This is a genomic window from Tamlana sp. s12 (genome assembly GCF_016767215.1).
In the GTDB taxonomy this organism is placed as follows: domain Bacteria; phylum Bacteroidota; class Bacteroidia; order Flavobacteriales; family Flavobacteriaceae; genus Pseudotamlana; species Pseudotamlana agarivorans.
This window is the reverse complement of the sequence record NZ_CP068547.1, coordinates 1524844-1538864: the sequence shown is the minus strand read 5'-3', so window position 1 is coordinate 1538864 and position 14021 is coordinate 1524844. Positions and strand designations below refer to the sequence as shown.

The 14021-nt window shown below is 35.7% G+C and carries 14 protein-coding genes; 6 read left to right on the top strand and 8 right to left on the bottom strand.

The features are described from left to right. Positions 1 to 7 precede the first annotated feature (7 nt). Together JJL45_RS06610 and JJL45_RS06605 are read left to right on the top strand one after the other, a co-directional pair. Positions 8 to 1396: a polysaccharide lyase family 1 protein gene (locus tag JJL45_RS06610; RefSeq protein ID WP_068602540.1), complete on the top strand. Its 1389-nt coding sequence runs from the start codon at positions 8 to 10 to the stop codon at positions 1394 to 1396. Positions 1397 to 1528: 132 nt separating this feature from the next. Next, a complete protein-coding gene (locus JJL45_RS06605) occupies positions 1529 to 1663 on the top strand; it encodes a 30S ribosomal protein THX (protein ID WP_068602541.1) in 135 nt (44 codons plus the stop codon). A 231-nt stretch (positions 1664 to 1894) separates the two neighbouring features. On the opposite strand, the gene yaaA is transcribed toward JJL45_RS06605, so the two are convergent. From yaaA to JJL45_RS06575, 6 genes are all read right to left on the bottom strand, one after another. Next, positions 1895 to 2653 (bottom strand): peroxide stress protein YaaA, encoded by a 759-nt coding sequence (gene yaaA, locus JJL45_RS06600; RefSeq protein ID WP_068602542.1) that lies wholly within the window; start codon positions 2651 to 2653, stop codon positions 1895 to 1897. 148 nt (positions 2654 to 2801) lie between these two features. Next, complete coding sequence (locus tag JJL45_RS06595; protein WP_068602543.1) at positions 2802 to 4088, bottom strand: APC family permease; 1287 nt, start codon at positions 4086 to 4088, stop codon at positions 2802 to 2804. A 188-nt stretch (positions 4089 to 4276) separates the two neighbouring features. After that, the gene (locus JJL45_RS06590; protein WP_068602544.1) at positions 4277 to 4837 is read right to left on the bottom strand and encodes a pentapeptide repeat-containing protein; all 561 of its coding nucleotides are present in this window, start codon (positions 4835 to 4837) and stop codon (positions 4277 to 4279) included. A gap of 35 nt (positions 4838 to 4872) precedes the next feature. Beyond that, entirely contained in the window at positions 4873 to 7008 is a 2136-nt protein-coding gene (gene recQ / locus JJL45_RS06585; protein ID WP_068602545.1) for a DNA helicase RecQ, read from the bottom strand. A 35-nt stretch (positions 7009 to 7043) separates the two neighbouring features. Then, entirely contained in the window at positions 7044 to 7841 is a 798-nt protein-coding gene (locus tag JJL45_RS06580; RefSeq protein ID WP_067149568.1) for a lysophospholipid acyltransferase family protein, read from the bottom strand. 56 nt (positions 7842 to 7897) lie between these two features. Then, positions 7898 to 8539: an NUDIX hydrolase gene (locus tag JJL45_RS06575; protein ID WP_067149566.1), complete on the bottom strand. Its 642-nt coding sequence runs from the start codon at positions 8537 to 8539 to the stop codon at positions 7898 to 7900. A 37-nt stretch (positions 8540 to 8576) separates the two neighbouring features. Here JJL45_RS06575 and JJL45_RS06570 point away from each other — a divergent pair, with 37 nt between their 5' ends. After that, on the top strand, positions 8577 to 9281 hold the full coding sequence (locus JJL45_RS06570; RefSeq protein WP_068602546.1) for a peptidylprolyl isomerase: 705 nt from the start codon (positions 8577 to 8579) through the stop codon (positions 9279 to 9281). A gap of 369 nt (positions 9282 to 9650) precedes the next feature. Here the strand turns inward: JJL45_RS06570 and JJL45_RS06565 are convergent, their stop codons facing one another. Together JJL45_RS06565 and JJL45_RS06560 are read right to left on the bottom strand one after the other, a co-directional pair. Beyond that, positions 9651 to 10262: a trimeric intracellular cation channel family protein gene (locus JJL45_RS06565; RefSeq protein ID WP_068602547.1), complete on the bottom strand. Its 612-nt coding sequence runs from the start codon at positions 10260 to 10262 to the stop codon at positions 9651 to 9653. Positions 10263 to 10344: 82 nt separating this feature from the next. Continuing rightward, positions 10345 to 11064 carry an RDD family protein gene (locus tag JJL45_RS06560; RefSeq protein ID WP_068602548.1) on the bottom strand — a complete coding sequence of 240 codons (720 nt, stop codon included), beginning with the start codon at positions 11062 to 11064 and terminating at the stop codon, positions 10345 to 10347. 24 nt (positions 11065 to 11088) lie between these two features. Between JJL45_RS06560 and JJL45_RS06555 the strand changes: the two genes are divergently transcribed. Genes JJL45_RS06555 through JJL45_RS06545 form a run of 3 tightly spaced genes read left to right on the top strand, consistent with a single transcriptional unit; the run spans position 11089 to position 14020 of the window. Continuing rightward, positions 11089 to 12078, top strand: a complete 990-nt coding sequence (locus JJL45_RS06555; protein ID WP_068602549.1) for a stage II sporulation protein M — start codon at positions 11089 to 11091, stop codon at positions 12076 to 12078. Continuing rightward, positions 12075 to 12818, top strand: coding sequence for a hypothetical protein (locus tag JJL45_RS06550; protein WP_202664356.1), 744 nt, complete (start codon positions 12075 to 12077; stop codon positions 12816 to 12818). The genes JJL45_RS06555 and JJL45_RS06550 overlap by 4 nt, the downstream gene beginning before the upstream one ends. After that, positions 12815 to 14020, top strand: coding sequence for a DUF4350 domain-containing protein (locus JJL45_RS06545; RefSeq protein WP_068602551.1), 1206 nt, complete (start codon positions 12815 to 12817; stop codon positions 14018 to 14020). Before JJL45_RS06550 ends, JJL45_RS06545 begins: the two co-directional genes overlap by 4 nt. The last annotated feature ends 1 nt before the right edge of the window (position 14021 follow it).

The following is a 14021-nucleotide window of genomic DNA, read 5'->3' as shown; positions in this document are numbered from 1 at the left end:
TAAACCAATGAAAACCCTATTTTTCAGCATTTTATTTCTTTTAATCGGACTTCATTTTCATGCTCAGCAACTTGCTTTTCCAACCGCCGAGGGCTACGGCAAATACACTAAAGGCGGTCGCGGAGGTGCAGTTTACGAAGTGACAAATTTAAACGATTCTGGAGTTGGAAGTTTACGAGCAGCCGTTGAAGCATCAGAACCACGCACTGTAATTTTTAAAGTATCTGGAACCATTTCATTGGAAAGTGCTTTACGAATTAAACATCCGTACATTACCATTGCAGGACAAACAGCTCCTGGTGATGGTATTTGCGTTAAAAAAAATCCAATAGTCATTGAGGCCGATCATGTAATCATCAGATACATTAGGGTGCGACTAGGAAACGAAACGAATGATGATACAGATGCCGTTTCCAGCAGATACACCAAAAACATTATTTTAGATCATATTTCGGCTAGTTGGAGTGTTGATGAAACCATGTCGGTTTACCATTGCGAAAATATAACCGTACAGTGGTGTATTATTTCCGAAAGCATGTTCGATTCCAATCATGTAAAAGGCACACATGGATTTGGCGGCATTTGGGGATCAAATTATAGCTCCTACCACCATAACCTTATCGCGCATCATAGCAGTCGAAATATGAGAATGGCTTCAGGTTCTGGATACACCGATTATAGAAACAATGTCATTTATAACTGGGGCTATAATAGTTGTTATGGTGGCGAAAACCAACAAGTGGGCAATCCTAAGTTTGCTTTTTCAAAATTCAATATTGTTGCCAATTATTATAAACCAGGGCCAGCAACACAACCAGGCGAGGTTTCTTATCGCATAGCAAATCCTTCTAAAAGAAAAACCGATTCCGATTTCGGGAGCTGGTATATTGCAAATAATGTTATTGAAGGCAATAATGAAGTCTCTAAAAACAACTGGAACGGCGGGGTACAACCACAAGGAGGTGAAAAAAACTTACAGTTTGTAAAATCTGAAAAACCTTGGGAGGCCATGCCTATCAATCAGCAATCGGCTGAAGAAGCTTTTCATTTGGTACTTGAAAATGCTGGTGCTATACTGCCCAAACGCGATATTATAGACACGAGAATAATTAATGAAACTGTAGGTGGTTTTGCAACTTTTGAAGGAGGCTCGTACAAAGCAAAACATAAGATTGCCGATACCTCGAAAAAAACCGGAATTATAAATACCCAAAACGATGTTGGTGGCTGGCCAGAACTTAAAAGTCTGCCTGCGCCAATAGACACAGACCACGATGGTATGCCAGATGTTTGGGAAGATGACCATCAATTAGATAAAACCAATCCAGAAGACCGAAATAAATTAGCGCCCGATGGTTATACCATGCTAGAAAAATATTTAAACGGTATAAAATAGTATAGCGTCTAAAACTTAATGAGAATTACTTGTTTCTCTGCTTTAATTTGTTATTTTATGTACAAGATTAAAAACTAAATTTTAATAGATTCTGATTTCAATTCAGGACACATAAAATCAACATAAAACATCATGGGAAAAGGCGATAAAAAAACAAAACGCGGTAAAATAAACAGAGGCACTTTTGGAGCAAGACGCCCAAAAATAAAGAAAAAACCATCTAGAGAAAATCAGATTAATATCGACAAGAAAGTGCAGCCTAAGTAATGATTTTTATTTATTTCATAGATAAAACTGCTTAAAAACACCCCTATAATCCCCTCTAGGGGACATGCCTTACCAACAATCTTTATCTTTAGTATTAGTAATTTATTTTAAACTAATAGTATCATTGTCATTCTTGACGTTGAATTGATTTCGTAGTGTTATCCCCTAGAGGGGATTATAGGGGTGTACACATGATATCTCTTCACTTATTTCATCAAATAAAACAATTTGTTACCTTATAAAAATCAAATCATTTTCCTTAGACATGGGTTCGCTATAACTGTAGCCTTCGTAGTTAAAACCTTTTAAATCGTCTATGGTTTTTGCGTTGGTATCTACCACGTAACGTGCCATTAATCCGCGGGCGGCTTTAGCAAAAAACGAAATCATTTTATATTCGCCATTTTTAAATTCTTTAAAATTAGCCGTTACCACAGGTACTTTTAGCGCCTTGGTATCAACCGCTTTAAAATATTCGTTGCTGGCTAAATTCAAAAACAACTCATCATCTTCCAGCTCTTCATTAAGCGCTTTGGTGATGTCTTTTTCCCAAAATTCGTATAGATTTTTCTTTGTACCTACAGGGAATTTTGTCCCCATTTCCAAGCGGTAAGGCTGAATTAAATCGGTTGGTTTTAAAACACCATACAAACCAGAAAGTATGCGAACCGTGTTGTTTAAATCTTTAATTTTATCTTCTGGAATGGTGTAGGCATCCAAACCACGATACACATCGCCATTAAAAGCATAAACTGCCGGTCTGGCATTATCGGTGGTAAAAGGCAATTCCCAAGCTTGGTTACGCTCGTAATTAAGTTGCCCCAAAGCATCAGAAATACTCATGAGTTTCGATAAACTTTTGGCCGATTTCTTTTTAAGTAATTTATTTAAACGCTCCGATTGTTTTAAAAACTGAGCTTCTGTATGTTGCGATGTTGGTAATTCACTTTCAAAATCTAAGGACTTTGCTGGAGATATAACTAATTTCATAAATACCTTTTTGTTGTTTTCGCTTTCGCGGAATTTGGCTATACTTCTACCAAACTTTTTATTTTCAATTCAAATTTACAACTCCTATCCTATTTTTTAAATCTTGGTTAAGAATTATTTCTGATGCCACTATAGAATGAATTGATGTTTAATGATTGGCTGAACGCTCACTGCTCTTATAAAGCCATTCTGAGACAAAACAAAGAATGATAATCCCTGCCGACACAAAAATACCAGTCTTATTATCATCATATTGCTGATTGATTAAAACCAAAGTCGCCACAATGCACAACAAAAACCCAACCAGAGGTATAATTTTGTTGCTTCCCGTAGCTTGAGATAATTTGTAACCTACAAAATTTACGATTCCAAAAATGATTAAAAACCCAATACTACCTGCTGTTGAGATGCTTTCTAACTCAAGCACATTCACCAAAATTAAAGTCGCCACAGCGGTTATCATTAATCCGATAGGTTGGTTATGAAATTGTCCTAAAAAATAATGTGGCAACTCATCATCTTCAGCAATTTCAAAATTCACACGACTACCGCCATACAAAGAAGCATTTATTGCTGAAAATGTAGAAATTAATGCCGCCACAGTAATCACCGAAAACCCCAATTGCCCCAGCATGGGTTTTGCTGCTTCTGCCAACACATAATCTTCGGCTTTTGCAATATTTTCAAACGGAAGCGAACCTACCGTTACAAGGGCGATGATGATATAAAGAATAATTACAAAAACCACCGAATAGTAATATGCCTTTGGAATATTTCGCTTGGGATTAACGATATCGGGTGCTGCATTAGCAATGAGTTCAAAACCTTCATAAGCTACAAAAATAACCATCCCTCCAGCAAATAGCTTTACAGGTGTTTCCCACTGCGACAAGGCCAATTGCGATACATTGGGGTTCCCAATTAAACCATAGGCTCCTATAAAAATAAAGCTAATTAATATTAGTAACTTGATAATCACAGCATACGATTCTATTTTCCCCACAACGGCAATACTGTAATAATTTATGGCCGTTGCAATTACAATAATAGCCGACGCATAGATGTGAAAATCGAGGGTTTTATCGCCTGTCATTTCAAATAAATTGGGCGCATACGATCCAAAAGCTGAAGCATATAAAGAAAGCATGATAATGTAACTAATCCATAAAAGATTATTAACACTTCCGCTAAAAACAGATTTACCAAAGCCTTGATTGATAAATTTTACGGTACCGCCACGATCTGGGTAGGTTTGTGAAAGCTTCACATAACTGTAAGCGGTTATTAAAGCTAGAATTCCTGCCAATAAAAAAGCCATGGGTGTTCCGCCTTTGGCAAGCGAAACCGCCAGACCTAAAACAGCAAAAATACCGCCGCCTACCATGCCGCCAATGCCTATTGAAATAGCTTCTTTTAATCCTATTTTTTTATTCATTTACTCATTTTTCTTTAGTTATATGATTACATACAGTATGAGTATGTATGGTTTAAATTTAAGCTTTATATAATTTTTAAAATATTTACACACCTTTTTTAATCACAACAACAAGAAATGAACAATAATCTTAGTTTTATTATCTTAATTAAATACATACCTAATTTAAGATGTAAGTGACTAATACCCTACTCAATCACAATTTTATAAACCCTTAAAAGTCCTGCAAGGCCTTCTGCAGAAAACTTGGCGCCTTTTATTTTATTCTGTCCGGGGTGGATGTTATAGTTAGTTGCTGTTCTAAAATCTGCGCGTTCTAAATTACTGTTATTAAAAGTCGTGCCATGTAAATCGCAGTTGTTAAGCGAAACTTGTCTTAAATCCGCTTCGGTAAACTCAACATCATGGCATTTAGAATTTTCAAATCTTGATGTCTTTAAATCGACTTGATAAAACGAAGTGTGATCTAGTATGCAATTCAAAAAATGAACGGAAAACCCAAAATCGTTACAGGTTTCAAAATGTAAACCCAACATTTTACAATCTTGAAATTTCACATCCTGAAATGCGGTGTTTGTAATGTTTGCCGAACTTAAATTACAATCGATAAATTCGCATTCTAAAAAGTTAATGCCGTTTAAAAACGATTTAGAAAAATTACAATTTATAAAGCTGCAGTATTCATAATCACCTATTGGCAGACGATTGTCGGTAAAATCTTGTTTATTAAAAGTTTGATCTTCTACCATAAGCTTTTACGAAATGGTTTTTCTTTTTAAAAGTACTAATTTTTATCCACCACACTTAGGGCTAAACGGATTTTAAAATAGTCTAGATCGGCATTAAAATAATCGTAATAAGGACGTAAAGCACTTGGGGCATCAAGTTCTTGCTTTGCTTTTCGAACGGCTTCAATTTCTGTTTTTGAAACAAAATCATGAATATTCACTGCTTTTCCTGAACTGTGTAATTTCGCGATATGTGAATAAATGGTCGTTGTGGAAAGTTTACGTTCCATTGAGATTTCTTCCACACTTAAACCTGATTTATAAAGTTCGTAAGTTAATAAATGTGTTGCCTTCTTCTTTGGCTTTTTCACTTTAGACCCCATAAAATCTAAAATCTCAGCCATAAACTCGTCGCCATAAACTTCAAGCTTACGCTGTCCTACACCACTTATGCTTAAAAAGTCCGATTCACTTAATGGACGCTCTCGTTCAATTTCTTTTAACGTCGCATCACTAAATACCAAATATGCTGGAATATCCTCTTCTAAAGCAATTTTATAACGCAACTGGCGTAAGCGCTCAAACAAGCTATTTTCAACGGTTTTAACACGAGCTTTCGGACTTGCTTTAGGCTTGCGTTTTACACGCTCCTTAACTTTTGGTTCCGGAATATGAACTGGTTTTGTTAATGAGACTTTAGCGCCTTCAAACAAAACTTTGTTAGAAAACTCGGTAAGTCGAAGGACATTATTTTTATGAAAAGCGATTTCACAAAACCCCTGATTTATTAATTGAATGGCTAAATGCTGCCAATCGCGATAAGCAATATCTCTACCAATTCCGAAGGTTTTCAATTGGTTATAGCCTTTATCTAAAACCGTGGCATTTTGCGAACCTCGAAGCACATCGATTACGGTTCCTATAGGTTCTGCTTGCTTTAAACGATATACGGCCGATAAGATTTTTTGAGCGAATATGGTACCATCAAAAAACTGTGGCGGATTTTTACAAACATCGCAGTTTCCACAATTTTCGGCAAGCAATTCCCCAAAGTAGCTAAGCAAAATTTTTCTACGGCAGGTAGTAGCTTCACTAAACTGCTTCATGCGGTCTAATTTTGCGATTTGAAATTCTTCATTTGATGCACCACTAGCAAAATTCCGAAGTTGAATTACATCAGCATAACTATGAAATAGCAAAGCGTGTGATTTTAATCCATCCCGTCCTGCACGACCAATTTCCTGGTAATAGCCTTCTATATTTTTAGGCATATTATAATGCACGACCCAACGCACATTAGATTTGTCGATACCCATACCAAAGGCAACCGTAGCGCAAACTACTTGAGTTTTATCAAAAATAAATGACTCTTGTACTTTAGAACGTTCTTCAAAATTCAACCCCGCATGATAGGCTTTAGCTGAAATCCCATTAGTTTTAAGCTTTTTAGCCAATTGCTCGGTTGTTTTTCGGCTTAAACAATAAACAATACCCGATTGATTAGGTGTTTTGTTTATAAATTTTACGATTTGAGATATTCTATTATCGGCAGGGCGGACTTCAAGTTCAATATTTTCTCGGTCGAACGAGGAAATAAATTGTTGCGCGTGTTCAATACGTAATTGCTTCGCGATATCGGTTCGCGTGGCTTTATCGGCTGTGGCTGTTAATGCAATAAATGGTGTATTAGGCAGCGTGCCTTTTAAAAATCCTAGTTGCTGATATGACGGTCGAAAATCGTGTCCCCAAGACGAAATACAGTGCGCCTCATCAATAGCAACACAACTGATATATTTTTCATTAATGATATTTTGAAGCGAAGCAAGGCTCTCTGGAGCCACATACAGGAGTTTTAAATCAGCTTGAATAACACGTTCTATAATAAGATCTTGTTCGGCACCACTCTGACTGCTATTAAAATACGAAGCCGAAATACCATTGGCATTTAAACCATCTACTTGATCTTTCATCAAAGCAATTAATGGCGAAATGACTAGGGTTATACCTTCAAAACTTAAGGCTGGTAACTGAAAACACATCGATTTTCCGCCACCAGTAGGCATGATAACCAAGCAATCTTTTTTGCTTAAAACGGTTTCAATAATCTCTTTTTGCTGTGCACGAAAGGTATCGTAACCGAAGTACGTTTTTAAATTAGAAAATAATTTATCCTTAGTTTCTGTAGTGTGCATTAAGCTTTTTTATGAAAGAAGATTTTAGCGGTTTACTACCACTCTCTTAATTTATTCAAAGCTTCAAGTGCTTCAATTTCCTTCTGCGGAATAACCTTTAAAAATGACGGATGCTGTTCGATCGCATATTCGATTTTAGTAATGATATCGTCTGTAGAATCATTATCATAATCAATTTCTAAAGGTTCTTTTATTTCAAAAGATTGTAAGATATTTTTCTTTTTAATTCTTAAGCCTTTCTTATCAAACGAACGTCGAAAACCATCAATAACAATAGGTACAACGATAGGCTTGTAACGCTTTATAATATGAGCGGTACCTTTTCTAACCGGTTTAAATGGCGTCGTGGTTCCTTGCGGAAAAGTAATTACCCAACCATCGTCTAGCGCTTTTCCAATATTAGAAATATCACTCATTTTAACCTGTCTGTTCACATCTTTACCTTCAGATCGCCAAGTACGTTCTATACTAATCGACCCCATATAAGCTAATATTTTAGGCAATAACCCAGCTTTCATGGTTTCTTTGGCAGCAACGTAATAGATGTTTAATTTCGGATTCCAAATGTAACCTACGTTTTTAATCGAATCTACACGACCGCTTAAACTCGCGTTAAAAACATGAAACATAGAAACCACATCGGCAAAATAAGTTTGATGATTTGATATGAATAAAACGTTGGTATCGGGTAGATTTTTAATCACTTCAGAACCTTCGATTTGAAGTTCATTAAACCCTCTAAAGCGTCTATGTGTAAGAAGGCCGAAAACTCTAATCAGCCATTTTTTTAATAGTAATATGTGTCCGAATGGATTTTTTTTAAGCAATCCCATAATAAATCCTTCTTCAATTTTTCAGTTGGTGGTGCAAATGTAGTAAATCTCGTAGATTATATCAGAGCTTTTAACAGGTCTTTAATTTCACTAAGCATCATAGCGGTTGCGCCCCAAACCACATGACCTTTTAATTTAAAAGCAGGCACCTCGACTTCAGCACTATAAGAGCTTTTTACTTTTTTAGTAATTAAGTAACTATCGTCTAAAAAATCGGCCAGAGGCACTTCAATAATACGTTCTACCTCATCAGCTTGCTTTACAAATTTTGGTGTTTTGTGACTTACTCCTACATAGGGCTGCACGTAAAAATTACTTGGAGGAATGTACACCTGTGTGAGCTCTTTAACCACTTCAACATCTTCCATAGGCACCCCAACTTCCTCGAAAGTTTCGCGCAAAGCCGTAAACTCTAATGACGCATCGTCTGGTTCGAATCGCCCTCCAGGAAAAGCTACTTGTGCCGAATGTACGCCTTTATAGGTCTTTCTTAATATTAAAACAAAATGTGTTTCATGAAACTGATCGGGATAAAACAAGGCTAAAACGCCTGCTAATTTGGCGTTTTTGATGGCCGATTTCTGATTTCTAAGAAACTCATGACGAAAGGAAGGCACCATTTTAAAGTGCGATGTTTCGCCTAATACGGGTATATTTTCTATTTTTGAAAGCGCCTGTAGAAATGTATCAAAATTCATTCGAAAATATTTTCAGTGAATAACAAAATTATAATTAATGAAGTTTAATCTTATTTTTTGTTTTTTATGTCTTCTAATTTTAAACTGTGAAGATAAACAAACTAAAAAGAAGCCTACCCCTGAAGCCCAAGTTGAAACCAAGGAAACACCGAAAACAACTAAGTCTCCTAAAAAAAAGACACGTGAGTTTCCTAAGTTAACCGACAAAAATGCGATGGATTTTTTCTTGGAATACGACAAGCATCACAAGGAAAATAAGGTACGTATTACAACAGATTTTGGCACCATAGACATCCTACTCTATAACGAAACCAAGTTTCATCGTTCCAATTTTATTTGGCTAACGAAGCAAAAATACTTCAATAACACCCAGTTTTACCGTGTGATTGATAACTTCATGGTTCAGGCTGGAAATAGTGATGACAAAGAAACGGTTAGAAAACGTGAATACATAGGCAAATACCTTTTACCCCCAGACACAAAGCGTGGATTTAAACACGACAGAGGTGTTATATCTATGCCGAGTAGCGAAATTGATAATCCGCATAAACTAGCCTCACCTTATGAATTTTTCATTGTTCAGCAGGAAGGAGGCTCGCATTTTTTAGATGGTGATTACACCATATTTGGACATGTTACTAAAGGTATGGATGTAGTTGATAAAATTGCGAGTGTAGATACCGATAGTGCCGATTGGCCAAACAAAAACATTTATATACGCAATGTTGAGATTATAGAATAGTTTGGAATAAAGTGACTTTATTAGAGGGCTTTATTCAATTTAAGACCTACCAACTTCTGATAACACACCCCTTAATCCCCTCTTTTTAGAGGGGAAACTCATACGCAACAGTTTCCCTCCTAATAAGGAAGGATTTAGGGAGGTGTATTATTCGTTAGATTAAAGGTATCAATTAGAATGCGATTTAGAATAATTCAAGGCAGAAGGCTTAATTACCTCATTATCATAATTAAAAACCTATAAACTTTCAGCAACACACCTTTTATCTCTTCTTTATAAAGGGAAAATCTTACACAACAGTTTCCCTCCTAATAAGGAGGGATTAAGGGAGGTGTTTTTATTAGGTTTCAGCGAAAAGATTCACTCTTTTTAATCCCCTTGATTGTTGTACAAATTCGGTAATGCTATCTTAAAAATAACGGCTAATAAACGAATCACGATAACCACAACCCCAGCGATAATAAAAATAAAGTTACCTTCAATTGGCAATAATTTTAATAGGAAATAAGTAATCCCTCCTAAAATACAGGCGGTTGCATAAATTTCTTTTCTAAAAATAACGGGGATTTCGTTACACAAAACATCACGTACAACACCTCCAAAACATGCTGTTATGGTGCCAATTGCAATGCAAATTACGGGATGCAAACCAGCGTTTATTCCTCTTTCAACACCTACAACAGTGTACAGACCGATTCCAATAGTATCAAATAAAAATAGTGAGGTTCGTAAATAATTAAGTTTACTTCTAAAAATAATTCCGAAAATCGAAGCGCCAATAATCACGTAAGAATACACAATATTGGTCATCCAACTTACGGGCGTAACACCAATTAAAATATCACGCAAAGTACCCCCTCCTACCGAGGTTACGAAAGCAATTATAAGAATACCAAATAAATCCATTCGCTTTTTAAGAGCCACTAAAACCCCTGATATAGCGAAGGCCGCTGTTCCAAAAATCTCAACGATATAAAACATAATATACCTTTAAATTATATGTTCTTAAAATAATTTAGGAAAGTATCATATTTACTTTCGCGGCGCAAAAGTACTTCTCTATTTACATATTTTGAGTATAAAAATTATAATCTTTTAAAATAACGCTAATAAATTCTGTATCCGATTTTTGCTTCACCACTTTTATGCCTGTCACCTCTAATATTTTCTCACGAAGTTTGATTAATGTTTTGTAATCTTTTGAAAGTTTTGAGGTATTAAACATCTCTTTTATAATACGAGCATCGTTATCAGATAGTTTAATAACATTGGGATAGCTTGGTTTATAATTTTCGGTAAGATTTTCTAAAATAGTATGACTGATGTTCACTTTATCCTTTAAAACAATAACAGCAGTTCCGGCGGCCATATCGCCTATACGCTGTGTTTTTTTATTCATGGCCATGACAAAAAAGCCTAATCCGAAAATATAAATATCAACTATTCTAAAAAACCAACGCACCACATAATCTGAAAAAGACGCTTGATAGCCATCAATTTTCACCACTCTAATTTTCATGATACGCTTGCCTAAGGTTTGTCCGTTAAACAACGACTCTAACGCTAAGGTGTAAAACATCACGGGGAAACTAAGTAGGGTATTCAAGGCGATTTGAGACCATTGATCCATGTTATCAAAAACACCAAAAGAGCTTGCTAAAACCATTAAATAGCCAATTTTTATAGCCATATCAATGATAAAAGCCAACAAGCGTTCTCCTGCTCCTGAAGCATTAAACGTTATTTTTACATTTTGGGTGGTGTTAATTTGTAACTCTGACATTTTATATTTTAATTTATCAAAAATATGAGGGAAGTTTCATTCATCAAGCAAAATAAGGAAAAATGGTTAAGTTTTGAAAAAGCCATTTTCAATAACGATTTTGAAAGTCCAGATGAGCTGGCTACACAATACATTCATGTGGTGAACGATTTGGCTTATGCACAAACTTATTACCCTAAAAGTAAGGTGGTTGTTTACCTCAATCAATTAGCCGCCAAAGCCTTTCAAAAAATATATAAAACCAAACGAGAGGACACGAATCGGATTATATCTTTTTGGAAAACTGAAATTCCACTCATTTGTTACGAATACCGAAAATTTATTTACATCGCTTTTATTGTGTTTTTCGCCTTTACTTTTATTGGGGTGATCTCTGCTGCCAACGACGGTGAGTTTGTGCGGTCTATTTTAGGCGACCATTACGTAAACATGTCGTTAGAAAACATTGAAGCCGGCGATCCTGTGGCCGTGTATAAAAGTGGTAGCAATTGGGGCAGTTTTATTGGCATCACCATTAATAACTTAAAAGTGGGTATTATTGCGTTTGTTATGGGTGTGTTTTTAGGTATTGGCACCCTTTACATCATGTTTAAAAACTGCATTATGCTGGGCTCCTTTCAATATTTCTTTTATGAAAAAAATGTGTTTTGGGAAAGCGTTCGAGGTATCTGGATTCACGGCTCTATGGAAATATTTGCTATTGTTATTGAAGCGGCGGCTGGATTAATTTTAGGTGCTAGTATTCTATTTCCTGGTACCCATTCAAGATATACTTCCTTTAAAAAAGGCGCTAAAATTGGTGTGAAAATTTTAATTAGCACCTTCCCTTTTACCTTTGCTGCTGGCTTTTTGGAAGGTTTTATAACCCGATATTCTAATGTGATGCCACATGCTTTATCGGTTTTTATCATTTTAAGCACCTTGAGTTTAATCGCTTATTACTATTTAATTTACCCCTTTAAAATACAGAAGCAAATCACTTCAATCCCAACTACAAGTACCTTAACCGTTTGAAATTAACACCCCCATATCTTAGTCTTTTTATTTTGATGCTGTGTTGCTGTGTTCAAACGAATTTTGCTACCACAATATCTCAAAATCCTGATCAGGTTAGACATTTTGATGACGATTTTAAATCGCGCTATCAAGACGAGCGATTTAACTATCAAGGTCGAGCGGTTGTTAGACGGACTAAGTCCGGATCTGGAGTCTACGAAACCTACAGAAACGGTGAAGCCACTGATGAACCACATGAAACCGAAGAAGAAAACAACCAACGCGATTTTCATATTAACCTTGGGCCTTTAGGATGGTTTTTCTACCTCGCTATTGCCTTGGCGGTTGTTGCTTTAGTTTATTTACTGGTTAAAGAAGGTGGCAGTGGTTTGTTCTCAACAAAAAGAAACAAATCGCTTAACCCTGATGAAGACATTACCGCAGAGAATATTGAAAATATAGATATTGAGACTTTAATAAAACAAGCTGAAAACGATACTAATTTCCGACTTGCCATACGTTATTACTACCTGCTTACTTTAAAAACATTAAGCCGTAATAACCTCATTACTTTTGAAGACGATAAAACAAATGCCGAATATTTAACCGAACTACAACAAACGGCACACTTTAAAAATTTCGGATATATCTCATACCTCTATAATTACATTTGGTACGGCGAATTCCCTGTCGATCTACAAAAATACCAAAAGGCTAAAACACATTTTACTGACTTCCTAAAACCGTTAAAATCATGAGAAAAGTTTTAGTGGTTGTCGTCATTCTAATTACGCTAATTATAACTGCAGCTGTCGTGCTTAGTATTTCTAGCACCAAAACAGTCGATTGGGAAGAGTCTTTTAACGAAAAAAGTAATAAACCTTACGGACTAAGCATCCTATATAAGGAACTGCCTCGAATTTTTAAAAATCATGCGTTTCGAACCGTTTACCATCAGCCAGCTAGCTACTTACGGGCACATTCCGATGGAAGTTATGGCGAATTTATTGCTGAAGGCAGCTACCTTATTTTTGGTAATTCAAATTATTTAGAAGATGATTCCATTGATGAATTGCTTCATTTTGTGGATTCGGGAAACACACTTTTTATTTCCGATTACAGCTTTCCGCAGAAAATAAATGACACTTTAGCCCTGGAAACTAAATACATCAAAAATCAGAAAGACAGTATTTCATACCTCTCTCTAACGGATTTCGATCTACCTGATATCAAAATTGATAAAAATCAGGGCGACTCCTATTTTTCATCTTTTAATAAAGAAAAACATACCGTTTTAGGTTATTCCAAAATAGATTATAAACACGCTAATTTTTTAAAAGTTCCCTTTGGAGCAGGTTTTATTTATCTTCATACCGAACCCAAAGCCTTTACAAACTATAATTTACTAGCAGAAAATCGCTATCAATATATTGAAGGGGTACTCGCCTACTTACCTGAAAAAGATCTATATTTCGATTCCTTTACCAAAATACAAACCCCTTACAGCCCTGACGTTGAACAAGAATCCAATCTTTCGTGGTTTTTACAACAGCAATCGTTTCGTTGGGCCTGGTACACCGCTTTAGTGTTTACTATTTTATTTATGATTTTTAACGCCAAACGCAGACAGCGTATTATTAAAATTATAACCCCTTTACAAAATACCTCGGTGGCCTTTGTGAAAACCGTTTCTAATTTATACTTTGAAACCAAAGACCATAAAAACCTTATTGATAAAAAAACCACTTATTTTTTAGAGAAAATTAGAGTTGAATTTCATTTAAACACACAGGTTTTAGACGAAGAATTTATAAATCGATTGGCCGCCAAATCGGGTAAAAAAGCTGAGGATGTTAAAATTTTAATCAACTATATCAAATGGTTAAAAACGCAAGAAGCCGTTTCGGAAGCCCAATTAATCAAACTAAACAAATTCATTGAAGCCTTTAATTCAAAATAAT

Bases quoted from the DNA above. Each gene is read 5' to 3' on its own strand.
- JJL45_RS06605 (WP_068602541.1), top strand. From the start codon at position 1,529: ATGGGAAAAGGCGATAAAAAAACAAAACGCGGTAAAATAAACAGAGGC.
- JJL45_RS06565 (WP_068602547.1), bottom strand. From the start codon at position 10,262: ATGTTTTATATCGTTGAGATTTTTGGAACAGCGGCCTTCGCTATATCA.
- JJL45_RS06590 (WP_068602544.1), bottom strand. From the start codon at position 4,837: ATGGTAGAAGATCAAACTTTTAATAAACAAGATTTTACCGACAATCGT.
- JJL45_RS06560 (WP_068602548.1), bottom strand. From the start codon at position 11,064: ATGTCAGAGTTACAAATTAACACCACCCAAAATGTAAAAATAACGTTT.
- JJL45_RS06610 (WP_068602540.1), top strand. From the start codon at position 8: ATGAAAACCCTATTTTTCAGCATTTTATTTCTTTTAATCGGACTTCAT.
- JJL45_RS06595 (WP_068602543.1), bottom strand. From the start codon at position 4,088: ATGAATAAAAAAATAGGATTAAAAGAAGCTATTTCAATAGGCATTGGC.
- yaaA (WP_068602542.1), bottom strand. From the start codon at position 2,653: ATGAAATTAGTTATATCTCCAGCAAAGTCCTTAGATTTTGAAAGTGAA.
- JJL45_RS06545 (WP_068602551.1), top strand. From the start codon at position 12,815: ATGAGAAAAGTTTTAGTGGTTGTCGTCATTCTAATTACGCTAATTATA.
- JJL45_RS06570 (WP_068602546.1), top strand. From the start codon at position 8,577: ATGAAGTTTAATCTTATTTTTTGTTTTTTATGTCTTCTAATTTTAAAC.
- recQ (WP_068602545.1), bottom strand. From the start codon at position 7,008: ATGCACACTACAGAAACTAAGGATAAATTATTTTCTAATTTAAAAACG.
- JJL45_RS06580 (WP_067149568.1), bottom strand. From the start codon at position 7,841: ATGGGATTGCTTAAAAAAAATCCATTCGGACACATATTACTATTAAAA.
- JJL45_RS06555 (WP_068602549.1), top strand. From the start codon at position 11,089: ATGAGGGAAGTTTCATTCATCAAGCAAAATAAGGAAAAATGGTTAAGT.
- JJL45_RS06575 (WP_067149566.1), bottom strand. From the start codon at position 8,539: ATGAATTTTGATACATTTCTACAGGCGCTTTCAAAAATAGAAAATATA.